This is a genomic window from Marinomonas rhizomae (genome assembly GCF_003315485.1).
GTDB classification, from domain to species: Bacteria; Pseudomonadota; Gammaproteobacteria; order Pseudomonadales; family Marinomonadaceae; genus Marinomonas; species Marinomonas rhizomae.
In genome coordinates, this window is sequence record NZ_QNSE01000014.1 from 60975 (window position 1) to 78939 (window position 17965).

A 17965-nucleotide genomic window follows, 5' to 3' on the forward strand; every position below is an offset into this window, starting at 1 on the left:
TCTGGAATTTAAGCTAAACAGCCTAGGTAGTTATCATTAAAGAGGTTTTAAGGTGTTAAAAAGCTTTCAAGCACGACTCATTATGTTTGTTTTAGTGTTGCTTGCGCTGGTGCAATTAGGAACAGCGTTAGCCGTTTTATCTTCTTTAAAAGAGGATAACTACAGACAAGGCGTTCATTCCATCGATGTATCACGTAATGTTTTTGATTTATTTTTAGAAGCGCGTGCCGAGCAGTTAACCAAGGGGGTTGAAATTCTGACCTCTGATTTTGGTTTTAAACAAGCGGTAGCGACCAGAGAAACCGGTACGATTCGTTCCGTTTTACAAAATCATGGCGCGCGAATTAATGCAGATATATCTCTTCTTGTTTCCCCCAAAGGCGAATTAATTACAGCGACTCAAGAGTTGAATATTAGCAATACGATTGCCGAACTGGTCTTAGCAGCACGCCGGTCTGGTGGCTCATCCATCAGCACTATGATTGGCTTTGAAAATCGTGCTTATCAGCTGGTGTTAGTGCCTATCAAAGCACCGAATGTGGTGGCTTGGGTTGGTATGGCATTTTTACTAGATCAAGCCTTAGCTGAGCAGATCAAAAATGTAACCGGGCTAGACATTAGCTTTGTTTACGACGTGGGTGATGCTCACACTCTTTCGGATGGGTCGACCTTGCCGCAGGAAGAAAAAGAAGCGTTACTTAAAGATATTGGTAATGTGGAAAGTATTCTCAAATCTCCCGTTTTTTCGAATGATGAAAAATATCTATCCCTTGGCGTAGACTTAGGCATGCCAAATCAGTGGGGGATTATTCATTTACCTTATGGCCCTTGGTTGCAGAGTTATAACAACACTCGTAATCAGTTAGTTTTGATTTTTACTGGTGCGCTCGCTCTTGCTCTACTTTTCGGGATTGCTCTTGCTCGAAATATGACTAAACCGATTAGCCGATTGATTGATTATGCTAAGAAGATCGGTTTGGGGGGGGCGAAGGATAAAGTTAGTGCGCCGGATGTTGGTGGTGAATTTGGGGTTTTGTCTCATACCATGAAAACAATGCAAGACTCGATTATTAACAGGGAAGAAGAACTGACGCATCGGGCTTCTCATGATCAGCTCACAGGGTTATTTAATCAGAGTGCGGTTGAGCAATATTTAAGCGATACATTACCTAAAGAGCAGGGTGGTTTGGTGCTTATTAATATTCGTCATTTTAAAGATATTAATAATATGCTGGGCTTTGATGTAGGAAACTTACTTTTGTCAAAAGTAGCGGAACGTCTGCAAACATGGGGGCATGATGCCAATATGTTGGCTAGATTAAGCGGCGACAAATTTCTATTTATTTTTGGTAGAGAAATTACTCATCAAGATTGCAGTCATTTAAAGTGTATTTTCAGTGAAGAATTTGAAGTAGAAAAAGGGTCTGGCATTCGTTTAGACATTAGTATTGCTGTGCTTCCATTTGAGCATGCTACTGCCACGGTAAATAGCGCCTTACGGCGATTGGACATTGTGGCGGATGAGGCTCGGGAATCAAGTGCGCTATGCGTATTTTATAAAGTCGGTCAGGATGAAAATCACCGTCGCCAGTTGACGATTATTCGAGATTTACCGAAAGCCTTAGAAGGTGGCCAACTGTTTGTTGTGTATCAGCCTAAGGTAGGTCTAGCTGGAGACGATTGTCATGAGGCAGAAGCACTTATACGCTGGGTTCACCCAGAATTGGGTTTTCTTCCACCTGATGAGTTTATTTCTTTGTTGGAACACGCAGGTAGTATCCAGCAATTAACAAAATGGGTGTTGAATACGGTTTTGTCTCAACTGAGTTCGTGGTGGGCGCAAGGACAAGAAATACGTGTTGCGGTGAATTTATCCGCCCATGATTTGTTAGATGAAAAATTGCCCTTTATTGTATCTGAAGCGTTGCAAGCCAATGGATTGCCTACTCGGGCCTTGGCATTGGAAGTAACCGAAAGTGCGGTAATGAAAGACCGAGCAAAGGTAATTAGTATTTTGCAAGCCTTGCAAGAAATGGGCATTCACCTTGCGATTGATGACTTTGGTACCGGTCAATCTTCGTTATCTTATTTACGCGAATTACCCGTAAATGAAGTGAAAATTGATCGAGCTTTTATTCAGTTTATTGATACCAATAAAGGGGATGAATTTATTACGAAAGCGACTATTGAGCTGTCTCATAGCTTAGGCTTTCAGGTAACCGCTGAGGGCGCGGAGAATGCCGAAGGGACTGCACTTTTAAGGCAGTATCATTGTGATAAAATACAAGGCTATTTTTTCTCTAAGCCTTTGGTTGCAGAAGAGTTTTTTAAATGGCGTGAAACATTTCATTCGCATTAATCTCTACTCAATCTTACACGCTATTAATGTGAGGTTTATTCCAGTATGTTGCTTTTGATACGGATGGCACTGCTATTATTATTGATTGTTGGCGTAACCTTGTTAGGCATAGTGTTTTGCTTGCTTACCTTGTGGTCCAGAAATCGAGTCTACTATTTTGGTTGTGTGTTTGCTCAAGTTGCCCCTCTGTTTGGTATATCGGTAGAAGGCCGAGTGGCCGAATCCGCAAAAAATATTCCTCAAGCTGTCTATGTGGCGAATCATCAAAATAACTTTGATCTGTTCACTTTAGCGGCTGTTGTTCCCAAAGGCGTCGTGACGGTCGGTAAAACCAGTTTGCGCTGGATTCCTTTTTTTGGTGTTTTGTATTGGGCCAGTGGCAATTTCTTAATTAATCGAGAGAACCGCAAACAAGCAATTGCTACCATTGATCAGATCGTCTCCAACATGAAAAAGACAGGCTTATCTATCTGGATGTTTCCAGAAGGCACACGAAGTCGCGGACGAGGTTGGTTGCCGTTTAAACGCGGCGCTTTTCATGCTGCGGTCCAAGCGGGTGTTCCTATTGTTCCGATTGTTTGCAGTAGTACTCATGGGCAGGTTGGCTTAAATCGTTGGAATAATGGCAAGGTCATCGTCGAAATGTTGCCGCCAATAGACACCGCTGGAATGCATGAAACCGACGTAGTGAATTTATTATCGTTCTGTGAGCAACAAATGCATGAAACTCAGCAGCGTTTGGATCAGGAGCTGCTAGAGCAGCAAAGTTAGTCTGTTTTTTTATCAGGACTTTGTACGGACTTTAATGCTTTTTCTAAAATGATCTGTAAGCCTTGCCTGCTTGGATGAGAATCGGACAAGTCTTGCGTCTCCCATTCTGGGTGTTGTTGAGCTTGTTTCCAGTAAGGTTTTATCTGATCAATAAGCCCTTCGTCATGGGGTTGGTTCGCTAGCTCGTAGGTTTGCTGAGAAGCGTGGCCTCGTTGGTGTAAATGGTGAATTACAGATAAACCGCGAAGACATAGCAGTGTTAGTGTGGCTTTATCAAGACACAAGAAATAGCGCTTGGTCAGTTTGCTTTTTAGTGTGTCTTTATAACGTTGGCCGGTTTTCCATGTGGCGCCTAAAATAGCGCCAATGGTGGTTGCTGTGCCTAATGTTAATCCCGCTGACATCACATCAATGCCTGCCCCAATCGCTGCGCCAGTTAATGCGCTGGTTCCCGTTTCTACTCCCCATTCTTTTAGCGTATCAGCATCAAAAATATCTTGTTGCCAACGATCATTTTTAATCGCCAATGGGGTGGCTTTTAAGTCATCTTCGTGGAATTCATAAAGGTGTAATAGGTTGGTAATATAACGGCCTTCCAGTGCGCGTATTTTATCTTCGAAAGTGGAGGACTCACTGCTTGTTGGCGGGTAGTTTGAGCATTCAATACGAGTGCTGGCCGCTTTTAGTATTAATTCGGTTAATTGACTTACTGCCATAGTACGGCGTAATTGCGCCGCCTCTTCTCGGGATTCAATTAGGTGCTTGATCTGGTCATAATCTTCTGGCACTAGGCTTTGAATACTTTGGTATAAACGTTTTTCATCTTCGAAGTAAAATGCCACTGTGTCGTATTTTATCACCGCGTGTAAATGGCGTTCAGCTAAGACGTTCCGCCAAGCTTTTAAGTGTGCACTGGGTGATGCGCTGAAATTCAAGATAGGAATAATGGGTTTCTTGGCACTGGCTAGTAACGCCAGTTCATCCAAATACTTGCCAAGTGGTGCTTGGCGGATATCAATTACATATAAAATGATATCGGCCTTGGTTAATTGCTTAAGAATCTTCGCTTCTTGTTCAAACTCATCTTGTGCAAAGTGGCTTTCACTAAATGGTTGTAGCCAGTCTGCGCCCTGGTAGGAACGAAATGTGTCGGAATGACGGATATGCCAAAGTCCAATGGAGTCTTCAAATCCCGGAGTGTCGGTTAATGTGATGACTGATTGTTGGCCGATTTTGATCTTCACGCTTTCTACATGACGCGTAGTTCCAGCTCTATCGCTTATTTCGCCAAAATCTTGCTTTCGCAGTAAAGTGCGGATCAATGATGTTTTGCCTGTGTTAGCGTGGCCAACGACCAAAAGGGATATAGACACAGTTTAGTCCTTTTGCTTGAGTTGTGTAGAGTTAAGGCGTGTTTCTCTGGCAAGACGTTGCCAATCTTCGGCGAATGTGACGCTATCAGCCACGGATATCACTAATATTAACGAAGGATGCGCCATACTGGCTCGGGAAAAAAAGCGTCTAGTGCCTCGATCGGGACTTTGCTTTGCATTGACCAGAATATAAACAGGCTCGGCGCTGGATGAGGCTAAAAATTGGTCTTGTTCCTCTCGGCTGTTTAAAACGGATACTGAGCGCGCTTGGCTTAAATAATCGGGTTTCGCTTGGCTCCATTCAAATAAAGCCCAATGTTGGGCAAATGCATCGTCGGCAAGAGACGCAATATTAGTTTCGCTCGTATTTATCGTAGATATGGGATGGTTATGATGATCCGAGTCTAGGATAGTTCGACTCTGGTGTTCTTGTTGGCGATAACGATTTTGAATGATTGTTTCTGCCGTGCTCAGTGGCTGTGCTGCTCGTTTAATGTGATACATACCTAAACAAATCACGGTAAAGGTTAGCCTTGGTAAGACGCCGTAAATAAAAATACTGGCGAGTAAGAAATTGGCCCAATGCTGTCTTGTAGATGCAGTTTGTGAAACAAGATCAACACGGCTAGCCAGAATATCCAAGTGATTCGGTAAAGCGATATCAAACCACTGTGGAATAATACTGAGGGTTTGCGTTAGTTGAATAAATGCATCGTCACTTAAAAGTGTGGTTTCCCAAGCAAAGTTAACCTGATTGGTAAGCAGTAAAAGTAGAGTCATTATCCAGCCCGCCAATAAATAACAACTCCACGCGCCATGGGAAATACTACTGATCAGCCATTTATTTGAGTGAGTGGGGCACTGCCAATGTAGGTAAGCCGCGCTTACATTTTTATCTGTATGTGAGTATTTACTTATCTTTTTATTTAAGAAAATCAGTAGGCTTAGCAAGATGCCCTTGTTATCGGTTTTCTGTTTGATGGTCATCAGCATAGTGATAAGCCAAACACAAAAATTTAGCGCATGAAATCCCAGCAAGATAATGAACAACCAGAAAATATTCACCTGATTAGATTGGCTTGTCGCAAAAGCAGGTGGTACAGCCATAAAGCCCAATAGCAAGGAAACGATCAACAAACCTAAAATTCCACGATTAAAGTAGCGCTTTAGTTGGCTAAACTGAGCTAAGTAGCTGGTGGGAGCCGGTGAGTTTTCTAGCTCTTTTAGAGCATCTGGCAAATGGCGTGCGTGAGCCGGCAATCGAAACTCACTATGAGTTTCTAGCCAAGCGGCAAGGGCGAGTTTTGCTCGGGCTGTTGGGAAAGTCATGTTATCGCGTTGCTCTTTTCATTTGTGACTATTTTAATATCCACTTTGTTTTACTTGATGTTGTCTGTAAAGGCAAAAGAGCGATTAGTATTTAAATGTTAATTTTTAAAGATTAATTCTATCAATTACTTAAAGGGTTATGTTTGCTTTCTTGCGCTAGGTCAAAAAGACAGTGTCTATAAGTTATTAAGTACAGTATAAGTGTAGGTAATTGTTAAGCTGGATTGCTTCATAGCATGAAGAAACTCTATTATGATGGTATATGCTGTAGATACGGTGCTTTTTTGTTAGGAGACAAAGTTATGCGTTGGAATTCCATTAGGGTGAAAAGTTCTTTGCCTGTTCTTGTGATGAGTATTACCTTTATTACAGCCCTAGTTTCGATGGGGTATATTATCAACCAGCTAAGCACTGCTCTTAATGTACAGGCTGATTCTTACGGAAAAGCTTCTGCGGTTATTCTAAATGCCGACCGGGACCTTTACCAAGCTAAGCTTGCTGAGCAACGTATTGTTGTTGGCGTGGGCAAGCTTGATGACGAAGAAAAAGATCGTGTCGAAAATGCCCAACAAGTAAAAGATCGTTTTAACTTATTCCGTCAGTACTTGTCAGCAGAGCCTCAAGTCTATAAGTCACTAGGTGACTTTGATAAAGCCTTTACTGCTTGGCTAAACTCTTCCAACGCCTTTGTAGCATTAGAAAAAAATGCTCCAAATTTTGCCGCTGTAGAGCAAAAAAATATCGCCGATTTTAATGCTCTTAGAGACATACTGGATCAAGCGGGCGAAGCCGTAAATAATTATGCAGAAACGTCTAAAAAACTCGTAATAGAACAAGAGGAAGAGTTTGAAAAAATGGCGATTATTGTTGTCATTATAGGTCTGTTGATTGCGGCTTGGTTCAGCTACTCAACACCTAAAACGCTTACCAATCAAGTACGTTACCTGGGGCAGCGTATACGAGAAATATCGGAAGGCGACGGCGATTTAACTCAACGTATCGAATTTTCTACTAAAGATGAATTAGGTGATCTTGCTAATGAATTTAACGAGTTTGTTGGACGTCTCAGAGGCATCATCGGCAGTATTCATAAACAATCCGATGCGCTAGGTGAAATGACAGGTCAGCTCAATAATGTTGCTTCACAAACAGCAGGTATTACAACTGCACTGGCAAATGCCTCAGCCTCCATTGTTAGTGCTGGCCATGAAATGGACATGTCTAATCAGCAAATGGCAACAGTGGCGCGTGATACCGCAGACGAAGCGAAAAATTCTAATAGTTTGACGCAAAGTGGTATGGCAGCAGTTAATAAATCTCAACATGCTATTACTGAGTTAGTGTCGGACATTGAGCTAGCGCTTGGTCGTTCTGGTGAACTTGAGAAGAGTTCAGAAAGTATTGCTTCGGTATTGGAAGTTATTCGTAATATCGCCGAACAAACTAATTTATTGGCGTTGAACGCGGCAATTGAAGCGGCTCGCGCAGGTGAACAGGGGCGTGGTTTCGCAGTGGTTGCGGATGAAGTGCGTACCTTAGCGACTCGTACACAAGATAGTACCAATGAAATTGAATCCATGATTGAAAAGCTTAAAGTCAACGTAGCAGAGTCTTCTAAAGCGATTCAAAACAGTCGAGATAATGCATCGTCTACAGTGAGCAATTTTGGTGAAGTAACCAGCGTTTTCAATAGCTTGCAGGAATCTTTTGCGAAAGTTCAGGATATGGCGGCTCATACAGCGCAGGCGACACAGGAACAATCGATTGTTTCCAATGATATCAACCGCAATATGGTGTCTTTGAAAGACCAAACGGACTCTGTTCAGTCGGTATCGGACCTTATTCAACAGCAGTCCAAAGATATTACTAAACTGTACACAGTTCTAGATCAACAAGTGGGTAGCTTTAAAGTTTAGCCCTTTTCACAGTGTTACCTAAAACCGCTTATCGAAAGGTAAGCGGTTTTTTCGTTTATGCTGGGGCAGATCATTTTAAGAGATTTTTTTCAAAGGTAATGGTGCCGCTGTTTTGACAGAGCGAATTGCAAAATGACTTTGAATGTCTTTTACATGAGGCAAAGATTGTAAGGCTTGCAAAATACGTTCGTAGTCTTGTAAATCCACCGCGACGACTTCTAATCGATAATCTGCAATACCAGAGACTAAGTGCGCGCTGATGATGTCCTCCATTTCTAAAATCGCCTTTTCAAACACAATATGCTTGTCGCCAGCGTGGCTTTTCAAACGCACTTCCACAAAGACCGTCATAGAAAAACCCGCTTTTTGACGATCAATGCGAGCGTGGTAACCCTCAATCACGCCAGCTTCTTCTAATTGCTTCACACGGCGTAAACAAGGTGAGGGCGATAAGTGAATTTCCTCTGCCAATGCCACGTTAGTAAGGCGGCCATCAGATTGAAGATAGGAAAGAATATCTAAGTCGGTTTTGTTCATATTGGCACACTTTATCTTTTTTAGGTTTTATTTGAGCGTTATATGCTAAAAAATAGCCTTTATTGAGGGTAAATAGCAAGGACATGCTCGCGATTTGGAGCAGATAATAAGGCTATCGATTCCCCATGAGGTGGTTATGCCCCAAACAGTGATACAACACGCACCGTCAATACCCGCTCAAGATCCACCAAAATACAAACAATACGCCACAGGTTGGGGCTTTCGTCTTGGCTTATTGGCGGCCTTTGTAAGTATCTTGATTTGGGCTTCTTGGTTGGTGAGTATGCGTGCCGGTATGACCAACACCTTGACCGCTTTTGATCTGGGCATTTTGCGATACTCACCGCCTGCTCTGTTACTGTTTCCTTTTTTGTGGCGCGCAAGAGCGCAAGTCAAAGCGGTTTCTCCGATACTTTTGTTGGGTGTTGTCTGCGGCGCAGGTTTGCCATTTTTCTACCTTAGTGCTACAGGTTTGACATACGCGCCAGCATCCCATGCGGGTTTGTTAATACTAGGTGCTTTTCCCTTCTTTGTGACGTTATTAGCTGTGCTTTTCTATCAAGAAAAAGTCAGTCGAGAGCGTAAAATGGGCTTGAGTTTAGTTTGCATCGGAGTGATTGTTTTATTCAGCTTGTCGCTATTAACAGCGCCTGAGAACACTTGGAAAGGCGATTTACTGCTGCTTGCCGCGAGTTTTTTCTGGGCGGTTTATACCGTCAGTTTACGGATTGCTGGCTTGCCGCCTTTGGTATCAACCGCTTTGATGGGCTTAGTCTCCCTAATCGCACTCGCGTTTTTATGGGCAACTGGGTTGGCTTCTAGCGGCTTGGCTGAGGCTTCTTGGGACATGCTGGCAGGACAAATTCTTGTACAAAGCCTTCTGGTTGGCTTAATGACAGGATTTTCCTACGGCTACGCCATCCAAAAACTTGGCGCAGAAAACATGGCCGCCATCGGCGCCTTCACTCCAGTACTCGCCGCGCTTATCGCTATTCCAGTACTTGGCGAACAGCTAGAAGGTTACTCCATCGCCGGACTCATCTTCGTCAGCATCGGCGTCGTCATCGCCAGCGGCATCTTTAAAAAACGATAGCCGCACTAATTAGCAACACACAACCCCGCTTGCCCATGGTAAGTGGGGTTTTGTTTTTTATACGTTCAGAAAGTAATAGCTATTTATTTAAAGGGTTATTGGAGTTATATAGAAAAGCAATTGGTTTTCAAGAGTTATCAGGGTTATTGTTAATTATCCTAAGGAAAGGAATGGCGAAAGGATTTATATGAAAAGCCGAGAGGTAATCCAAATGCTAGTCGAAGACGGATGGTATGAACTTAGAGCGAAGGGTAGTCATGTGCAATTTAAGCATCCCGATAAAAGAGGCACAGTGACGGTTCCCCATCCGAAGAAAGACATACCGATTGGCACTTTCAACAGCATAAAGAAACAAGCTCAGCTCAACTAAATTCGTTAGTGGCTTTAGCAGAGGTACGAACAATGAAATATCCAATTGTATTACATACCGACAATGGCGTTAGTTACGGCGTGACTGTGCCAGATGTGCCCGGCTGTTTTTCAGCTGGCGATACATTTGATGAGGCATTGGAAATGGCTGAAGAAGCGATCTTTTCTCACCTTGAACTCTTGTTGGAAGACGGTGAAGACATCCCGACCGCCAGTCCAATCTCTGTTCATAAAGACAACCCAGACTACGCCGATGGCGTGTGGGCTGTGGTGAATGTCGATATCACACCCTTGTTGGGTAAAAGCGAAAAAATTAACGTCACCTTACCGCACTTGCTGATTACCAAAATCGACAAAATGGTGGCTGCAAATCCGAAATACAAATCTCGTTCTGGGTTCTTGGCTGAAGCGTCTAAGAAGGTTTTGCAGTTAAGCTAATCTTTTTTTGACTAAACGAAGGAGGTGTAGTCATGAGATATATTTTAAATCTGTTCATAAGACTGCCAAAGGCCTTAAAGAAGCAGGTGCGATTGATAAAACCACCATGCGTCAGTTTGATGCTTTATGCTCTCTAACTAGATGTCGGAGTCAAAGAAAGGTGAAAGCAAGCCCAGAGGCGCCGCGCTGAAAGTGCTTTTTTGAGAGAGGCAACAATCGGTGGAAGTTACTGCTTAGTATGACCAAGACAATCCGTACTTGTAGGAAGTTTTGTCTCACTTTAGGTGATAAATGAGATAGTACGCTTCTTGTCTCTCAAAATTTATTAAATTTACTAGTATTTTATTTTTAATTAACATAAGAGTTAATTGCTTTTTCTTTGTTATAGGTTCCGAATATGGGTTTAAACTTAGATAGTGATTTTCACTAATTAGCTCTATTTTGAAAAAAGCAGTATCATGAAGTAAGAAAATTTTTATTTTAATAACCCTTTTATTATAGTTTTTATGAAAACTAATCTTGGCTATGGTTTTATGGTTCAAAGGAGGAAGCAATTGGCTAGACGAGGAGGTGGTTTCAAAACTGCTGTAAAGGTTTTTAAAGCAATAGATCGAGCTAATAAACAGGCTATTCGAGATACTGAGCGTAGAGAAAAAGCGCGTCAAAGAGCAGACGCCCAAGCTATTAGAAGTCATGAAAAGTCATTACGTGAAGCTCAACGAGAGCAGCAGAAACAAGCTAGGTTACATAAGACAGCAAAAAAACAAGCTTTGAAAGATGCGCTAGAAGATGCAAAAGAAGAATATAACGATCGATGCGAGGAAAGGGCAGTCTTGAGAAAACAATTTATAAAAGAGGTTTTAAAGTAAAAAATGTATAATAACTTGTTGATAATTATAGGGATATCTTTAATAGCAATTCTTTTAACTTACATATTAACGAAGCGATCAGTGAACAAAAAGGTTGAAGGGTTTAAATCTATTGATGAGGCGTTAACGAAAAGCAAAGAAGAGCACGAAGAGTTAAAAAAAACGAATGCTTTTGCAGAGGAAAAACTTTCAATAATTGATAAAGAGACTGCCGAATTACAAGCTTTGAAAGGACAAGAGAGTTCTATTAAATCAAGTATTAGAGAACAAAATGAATTATTTGAAAAAAATCAAAACGCTTTAAACGATCTTTTAGTTAATATTGAGAAAAACGAAGAAAGTTTAGACGAATTAATGAGCAGTATAGATTTGTACTCACGCCTCGAGGAATACACATCTCATGGTCATTTTGAAATGCCCGAATACCTTTATGAAACGTCAGATCGCTACACCGAAGAAATAAAAGACGTTCGGCAGCAGCAAAAGGATATGATCAAAGACAAAACAGCTATTATTTTCCCCGAGTCAAAAGTCATTTCCGATAACAGTGCTTTCAATAAAAAAATACTTAATGGTCAAGTCAAGTTGATGCTCACAGCGTTCAACATTGAGTGTGATTTATTGATAGGTAAAGTATCTCCAAGCTCATTTGGTCGTACACTTGAGCGCATTGAAAAGCTAGCTAATACTCTTGAAAAATCTGCAGCGATATTAGAGTGTGGCTTTGATATTAATTATATCGAACTAAAGTTTGAGGAGTGTAAGCTTCAATACCAATTTATGTTGAAGAAACAAGCAGAGGTTGCAGAACAGAGGTTAATAAAAGAACAGATCAGAGAAGAGCAACGAGCTATTAAAGAGTATGAAAAGGCTATTGCGGAAGCTGAAAAAGAAGAAAAAATGTATCGTAACCTTCTTGATAAGGCTCGTGATGAGCTTTTTAAAGCTACGGATCAAGAACGTAGTGAAATGGAACAAAGAATTGCCATTTTAGAGCAGCAATTAGCGGAAGCCGAAGCCAAAGAAGAGCGAGCCAAAAGTATGGCCGAACAAACTCGTAAAGGTCATGTATATGTCATTAGTAATATTGGTTCATTTGGAGAGGATGTCTATAAAATTGGTTTAACTCGTAGATTAGAGCCTATGGATAGGGTTAAAGAACTGGGTGATGCAAGTGTGCCGTTCTCATTCGATGTTCACGCTATGATCTATACAGATGATGCGCCAGCATTAGAATCGGCATTGCATCGTGAGTTTCATCGTCAGCGTGTTAATGCTGTTAATACTCGTAAAGAATTCTTTAATGTCGATTTAGAAGAGATTCAAGAAGCTGTTAAGAAAGTCGTAGGGACTGAGGCAGACTTTAAAATGACTGCCTTGGCAGAAGACTACTATGAAAGTTTGCGTTTAACTGCTACTGCATAAAAGAGTGCTTTTAAAAAGTTAATTCGTAAGCTCATCAAAAAAACCGCTTACCTTTCGATAAGCGGCTTTCCATTCAAGCCAACCAATCCTATTAAATAGAATTACGCATCAATACGTTTGTATTTGATACGAGTCGGTGTGGCTTCATTGCCGGTACGAGCTTTGTAGTCGGCTTCGTATTCTGCGTAGTTCCCTTCGAAGAAGACGGCTTTAGAGTCGCCTTCGTACGCTAGGATGTGTGTTGCGATACGGTCTAGGAACCAACGGTCATGGGAAATAACAATCGCGGCGCCTGGGAAGGCAAGTAACGCGTCTTCCAGTGCACGTAAGGTTTCTACGTCAAGGTCGTTGGTTGGCTCATCCAGTAGCAATACGTTGCCACCTTCTTTAAGCAGTTTCGCAAGGTGCAAGCGGTTACGCTCACCACCAGACAAGTGCTTAACCAATTTTTGTTGATCAGACCCTTTGAAGTTAAAGCGACCAATGTAAGCACGAGACGGCACTTTGTAGTTGTGAACCGTGATCATGTCTTGACCGTCAGCGATTTCTTCGAAGACAGTTTTGTCGCCGTCCAGTTCACGCATTTGGTCAACGTAAGCAAGCTGTACGGTTTCACCTATGGTGACGGTACCTGTGTCAGGTTGCTCGATGCCGGCGATCATTTTGAACAGAGTCGATTTACCCGCACCGTTACCACCAACCACACCAACGATCGCGCCTTGTGGCACCACCATGTTGAAGTCTTCTAGTAGCATCTTGTGTTCGAAGCTTTTGCTAACGCCTTCGATTTCGATGACTTTAGAACCAAGACGTGGTCCTGGTGGAATGTACAATTCGTTGGTTTCGTTACGATCTTGGAACTCTTGCGAGTTCATTTCCTCGAATCGAGCCAAACGGGCTTTGGATTTAGACTGACGGCCTTTGGCGTTTTGGCGAACCCACTCAAGCTCAGATTTAATGGCTTTTTGGTGAGAAGCTTGTTGCTTCGCTTCAGTTTGTAGACGCGCGTCTTTTTGTTCCAACCAAGAAGAGTAGTTACCTTCGTATGGAATACCGTGGCCACGGTCAAGTTCCAGAATCCAGCCTGCAGCGTTATCTAGGAAGTAACGGTCATGGGTAATCGCCACAACAGTGCCTGGGTAATCTTTTAGGAAGCGCTCTAGCCAAGCAACGGATTCCGCATCCAAATGGTTGGTTGGTTCGTCTAGTAGGATCATGTCTGGTTTGTTAAGCAACAAACGACATAGAGCAACACGACGACGTTCACCACCAGAAAGATGCTCTACTTTTGCATCCCAATGAGGAAGACGTAGCGCATCGGCTGCTACTTCAAGGGCGCGCTCTAGGTTGTGACCTTCTTTTGCTTCGATCAAAGCTTCAAGTTGGCCTTGTTCTTTTGCTAGGGCATCAAAGTCTGCATCGGGTTCTGCGTATTCTGCGTAAACCGCATCCAAACGTGCCATGGCTTCAATAACGTCAGAGAAGGCTTCTTCAACAATGCCACGTACGTTTTTTTCTGGATCAAGATGAGGTTCTTGTTCCAAGTAGCCGATTTTGATCCCCGGCATTGGGCGTGCTTCACCATTATGCTCGGTATCTACACCCGCCATAATGCGTAGAAGAGTCGATTTACCAGAACCGTTAAGACCCAATACACCGATCTTAGCGCCAGGGAAGAATGAAAGGGAAATGTCTTTTAGAATCTCGCGTTTCGGGGGAACAACTTTCCCAACGCGGTTCATGCTATATACGAACTGAGCCATAGAAATGCCACTTATCCTAGATTAAAAAACGCTCCGCAGATTCACCAAATACAAAGTAGGCAAATCGACGGAGAGCCGATTGAAAAATGAGTGCGTTAAGGATAGCACAGGCAAGGCTATTTCAGAATAATCAAAGCCGCGCCTGCCACAACGAAAATCGCACCAATCCATGCACCAAAGGCTGGGCGCTGTCCGGTAGTAATCCATAAGCCGGGTAAAATTAATACGGGCACAACAGCGGATAAGGTCGTGACGATGCCAACATTGGCGTTGCCGACTCCCCAGACTAATACACTCATGCCGATAACCATACCTATCGTGGCGAGGGTAGCAATACCGATGAAGTCAAAGCGTGTGAGCTGTCTAAATGGAATAGCATCCACTGGCTGTTTATGTCGATAGAACAAGCTATAAGCCAAAACAAGAGCCAGAGCACCAGTGCCAACGCGCAACGCAGACACAGCAACAGGGTCAGCACCATCAATTAAGGCCGGTTTGCTGAGTAAAGCGCCACTGGCTTGACCTAGTGCAGCCCCCAGAGCAAGTATGATGCCTATGCTTAACTTGCCTTTGGTTTGCTCCCAAGCATGAAGACTATTTTTGCGACCAAATAGAATGGCAATCACCACGCCGATGAGCACTAAACCGCAGGCAAAAAGCTGATTAAAGGAAAGGTTTTCGCCTAAAAATAACCAGCCTAATACAATCGACATAGGAGCGTTGGTAGCAAAAAGTACGCCAGCACGCCGAGGGCCTAAGCGGTGCACTGCGGTAAACAGCATGGTGTCGCCAATGAAAATCCCCAATAAGCCAGACAGCATGATTATCTCAGTATGTTGCCATAAAGTTGCATTGAAGCGCTGAGTGATTAAGCAAATGACTAACAAGATGGAGCTGGCAATAACAATACGGAAAGTATTAAAGCGCATGGTGCCAAAACGTTGAATTAAGTTAGGCGCCATTAGGCTTGAAATAGTCCAACATAAGGCGGCTACTAAACCTGATAATTCTGCGAATGGCATATAAATCCTTATAAACTTATGTATTCCCTGAGTAAGCAGAATGGTAAAAGCACACACAGTAGCTCGGTAGCTAAATTATGGCGGGGTTGCTATCATTTAAACCATTAAATAATGGCCTAATTAACAGGCATTCTTACACCAAATTAGTCATATTGGAAGCACCATGCGATGTCCTTTTTGTGGAACTCAAGATACTAAAGTAGTGGATTCTCGATTGGTTTCTGAAGGCGCACAGGTTCGTCGCCGTCGTACCTGTAGTCATTGCCAAGAGCGCTTCACCACTTTTGAAGTAGCCGAATTACAAATGCCTAAACTGATAAAAAGTGATGGTAGTCGAGAAGCTTTTGATGAAGACAAATTACGTAATGGCATTATTAAAGCCATTGAAAAACGGCCTGTCAGCATTGAAGCAGTAGAAACTGCCATCACTCGCATCAAAGAAAAAATGCAAGCTACTGGTGAACGAGAGTTACCGTCTCGCTGGACTGGCGAAGCCGTGATGGAGGAGCTTCAACGCCTTGATCAAGTGGCCTATGTTCGCTTTGCCTCTGTGTATCGAAGCTTTAAAGATATTAGCGAATTTCGTGAGGCGATAGATCGCCTAGAAAGCCATGGTACCTCTGTTCAAGAGTCGGAAAAAAACGCCCCAGAATCGAAAAAAGAAGACGAAGTATGACAGTTTACAATCACGAATATTGGATGGCAAAAGCCATTCAACTGGCGAAAAAAGGCCGCTATACAACACACCCTAACCCTCGCGTTGGTTGTGTGTTGGTGAAAGACCAGCAAGTTATTGGTCAAGGTTTTCATGTGAAAGCTGGAGAAGGCCACGCGGAGGTCAATGCGTTGGCGGATGCGAAACAAGATGCTATTGGCGCGACCGCTTATGTCACTTTGGAACCTTGTAGCCATCAAGGCAAAACACCGCCTTGTGCCGATGCCTTGATTAAAGCAGGTATAGCGCGCGTTGTTTACGGCATGCAAGACCCCAATCCGGAAGTGTCTGGTAATGGCTTGGCAAAAATCAAAAAAGCGGGCATCGAAGTTATTGGGCCTGTATTGGAATCGGATTGCGAAGCGTTAAATCCAGGTTTTATTAAGCGCATGCGTGAAGGTCTTCCATATGTGCGAGTGAAACTGGCCATGAGCATGGACGGCCGCACTGCGATGGAATCGGGCGAAAGCCAATGGATTACCGATGCGGCAGCGCGTCTTGATGTTCAGCGTTTGCGCGCACAAAGTGACGCTATTGTTACCGGTATTGGCTCTGTGTTGGCAGACAACCCAAGCATGACAGTGCGCATTGATAATGATGACCAGAACGCTGATTCGAAAAGTGTGCGTCAACCTATTCGAGTGGTGATGGATACCGCGTTGTCGATTCTTCCAGAAGCGAAAATTCTCTATCCAAGCAATCAAGCTTGGGTGTTTTCGGTCGAAGAAGAGGTCGAAACAGAACATTTAGAAGTGCTCACTAAGAAAGGTGTGACTGTGTGTTTTGCTCCACGGGGTGAAGATGGGCGGCTCGACTTATTGGACGCGATGGAGCAACTGGCAGACGCAGGTATCAACGAGGTGCTGTTAGAAGCGGGCGCTGAACTGGCTGGTGGTTTTTTAGAAGCAGGTCTGATTGATGAGATTGTGGTGTATATGGCTCCAAAATTACTGGGCTCCAGTGCGCGCCCATTATTTAAATTGCCATTAGAGGCAATGGGTGAAGCGGTTGATTTGACGCTTAAATCGGTTCGCCAAGTAGGACAAGATGTTCGTTTAGTCTATTTGCCAAAATACTTAGATGAAGATTTTGAAGGCGATTTTGAGGAATAGTGAAAAGCTGAGTCATTGCTTTTTCAGGCTTTTTTAAAGAAAAGCCTGAAAATCGTTTTTTCTTGCTGATATTTAGAGAACTTTGCCGAGAAACCTAGAATAAATGTTGCTATAATCGCCGACCAAGACAACCCGTATATTCGTACCTTTGGTCGATATGACTCAGATACTGTCAAAAGGCAGCATCTATATAGCTCTTTAACAACCAAGGGTACGTTCAAACAGACAAAAAACGTCAGCCCATAAGGCGGCGTAGTCTGGACAATTGAGGCGAAAAATGAGCGAAGTGGAAACAACAAACGACCAAACACCAGCACCAAAACGTAAGAGCAAAAAGCCTTCACGTTCGCAATTACGCAGTGCTTCTCGTCGTTTAGCATTACAAGCGGTCTACCAGTGGCAGATGAACCAATCTACAGTGAGTGAGATCGAAACTCAATTCGTGATGAACCAAGATCAAGAAATGGATTCTTGTGATAAAGTTTACTTCCGTGAATTGCTGCAAGGCGTTACTGCTAGCGCGAAAAAACTGGACGCTTTGTTTGAAGAATTACTAGATCGTCCACTAAGCGAACTGGACCCAATCGAATTGGCCGTGATGCGTATTGGTTCATTTGAATTATCTCAACGTCTAGATGTGCCATACCGCGTTGCAATCAACGAAAGCGTAGAGCTGGCAAAAGGCTTCGGCGCGACAGAAAGCCATAAATACGTAAACGGTATTCTAGATAAACTAGCACAACGCGTGCGCCGCGAAGAAATCGCCGCTCGTCGAGAGGCGAATAAAGAGTCGAATAAGTAATCGAGAAACGATTATTTAAATATTGTTTAAAGTATCCTAAATAGACAATTAAAAGCGCCCCGTTATTACTTG

At 43.1% G+C, this 17965-nt stretch carries 16 protein-coding genes; 11 read left to right on the forward strand and 5 right to left on the reverse strand.

Annotated features, from left to right (window positions below; genetic code table 11):
* The first annotated feature begins 52 nt into the window (after window positions 1–52).
* Window positions 53–2359 (forward strand): putative bifunctional diguanylate cyclase/phosphodiesterase, encoded by a 2307-nt coding sequence (locus DFP80_RS17300; RefSeq protein ID WP_113918067.1) that lies wholly within the window; start codon window positions 53–55, stop codon window positions 2357–2359.
* A gap of 45 nt (window positions 2360–2404) precedes the next feature.
* The gene (locus tag DFP80_RS17305; protein WP_113918068.1) at window positions 2405–3130 is read left to right on the forward strand and encodes a 1-acylglycerol-3-phosphate O-acyltransferase; all 726 of its coding nucleotides are present in this window, start codon (window positions 2405–2407) and stop codon (window positions 3128–3130) included.
* On the opposite strand, the gene DFP80_RS17310 is transcribed toward DFP80_RS17305, so the two are convergent.
* Both DFP80_RS17310 and DFP80_RS17315 read right to left on the reverse strand, forming a co-directional pair.
* Window positions 3127–4503, reverse strand: a complete 1377-nt coding sequence (locus DFP80_RS17310; RefSeq protein WP_113918069.1) for a DUF3482 domain-containing protein — start codon at window positions 4501–4503, stop codon at window positions 3127–3129. The genes DFP80_RS17305 and DFP80_RS17310 overlap by 4 nt on opposite strands.
* A gap of 3 nt (window positions 4504–4506) precedes the next feature.
* The gene (locus DFP80_RS17315; protein ID WP_113918070.1) at window positions 4507–5832 is read right to left on the reverse strand and encodes a DUF2868 domain-containing protein; all 1326 of its coding nucleotides are present in this window, start codon (window positions 5830–5832) and stop codon (window positions 4507–4509) included.
* Between the two features lie 302 nt (window positions 5833–6134).
* Between DFP80_RS17315 and DFP80_RS17320 the strand changes: the two genes are divergently transcribed.
* Window positions 6135–7748: a methyl-accepting chemotaxis protein gene (locus DFP80_RS17320; protein ID WP_113918071.1), complete on the forward strand. Its 1614-nt coding sequence runs from the start codon at window positions 6135–6137 to the stop codon at window positions 7746–7748.
* Window positions 7749–7823: 75 nt separating this feature from the next.
* On the opposite strand, the gene DFP80_RS17325 is transcribed toward DFP80_RS17320, so the two are convergent.
* A complete protein-coding gene (locus DFP80_RS17325; protein ID WP_113918072.1) occupies window positions 7824–8285 on the reverse strand; it encodes an Lrp/AsnC family transcriptional regulator in 462 nt (153 codons plus the stop codon).
* A 136-nt stretch (window positions 8286–8421) separates the two neighbouring features.
* Between DFP80_RS17325 and DFP80_RS17330 the strand changes: the two genes are divergently transcribed.
* The 5 genes from DFP80_RS17330 (at window position 8422) to DFP80_RS17355 (ending at window position 12479) form a co-directional block, all read left to right on the forward strand.
* Window positions 8422–9378, forward strand: coding sequence for a DMT family transporter (locus DFP80_RS17330; protein WP_113918073.1), 957 nt, complete (start codon window positions 8422–8424; stop codon window positions 9376–9378).
* 187 nt (window positions 9379–9565) lie between these two features.
* A complete protein-coding gene (locus DFP80_RS17335) occupies window positions 9566–9748 on the forward strand; it encodes a type II toxin-antitoxin system HicA family toxin (protein ID WP_113918074.1) in 183 nt (60 codons plus the stop codon).
* A 32-nt stretch (window positions 9749–9780) separates the two neighbouring features.
* The gene (locus tag DFP80_RS17340; protein ID WP_113918075.1) at window positions 9781–10185 is read left to right on the forward strand and encodes a type II toxin-antitoxin system HicB family antitoxin; all 405 of its coding nucleotides are present in this window, start codon (window positions 9781–9783) and stop codon (window positions 10183–10185) included.
* A 554-nt stretch (window positions 10186–10739) separates the two neighbouring features.
* On the forward strand, window positions 10740–11054 hold the full coding sequence (locus DFP80_RS17350) for a hypothetical protein (RefSeq protein WP_113918097.1): 315 nt from the start codon (window positions 10740–10742) through the stop codon (window positions 11052–11054).
* Window positions 11055–11135: 81 nt separating this feature from the next.
* Entirely contained in the window at window positions 11136–12479 is a 1344-nt protein-coding gene (locus tag DFP80_RS17355) for an SNIPE associated domain-containing protein (RefSeq protein ID WP_206610615.1), read from the forward strand.
* Window positions 12480–12580: 101 nt separating this feature from the next.
* Here DFP80_RS17355 and ettA read toward each other — a convergent pair whose 3' ends face one another.
* Complete coding sequence (ettA, locus tag DFP80_RS17360; RefSeq protein WP_113918078.1) at window positions 12581–14242, reverse strand: energy-dependent translational throttle protein EttA; 1662 nt, start codon at window positions 14240–14242, stop codon at window positions 12581–12583.
* A gap of 116 nt (window positions 14243–14358) precedes the next feature.
* Window positions 14359–15264, reverse strand: coding sequence for a DMT family transporter (locus DFP80_RS17365; protein ID WP_113918079.1), 906 nt, complete (start codon window positions 15262–15264; stop codon window positions 14359–14361).
* 163 nt (window positions 15265–15427) lie between these two features.
* Between DFP80_RS17365 and nrdR the strand changes: the two genes are divergently transcribed.
* From nrdR to nusB, 3 genes are all read left to right on the forward strand, one after another.
* Window positions 15428–15940: a transcriptional regulator NrdR gene (gene nrdR / locus DFP80_RS17370; protein ID WP_113918080.1), complete on the forward strand. Its 513-nt coding sequence runs from the start codon at window positions 15428–15430 to the stop codon at window positions 15938–15940.
* Window positions 15937–17091, forward strand: a complete 1155-nt coding sequence (gene ribD, locus DFP80_RS17375) for a bifunctional diaminohydroxyphosphoribosylaminopyrimidine deaminase/5-amino-6-(5-phosphoribosylamino)uracil reductase RibD (RefSeq protein WP_113918081.1) — start codon at window positions 15937–15939, stop codon at window positions 17089–17091. Before nrdR ends, ribD begins: the two co-directional genes overlap by 4 nt.
* Window positions 17092–17368: 277 nt before the next feature.
* Complete coding sequence (nusB, locus tag DFP80_RS17380; protein WP_113918082.1) at window positions 17369–17893, forward strand: transcription antitermination factor NusB; 525 nt, start codon at window positions 17369–17371, stop codon at window positions 17891–17893.
* Window positions 17894–17965: the final 72 nt, after the last annotated feature.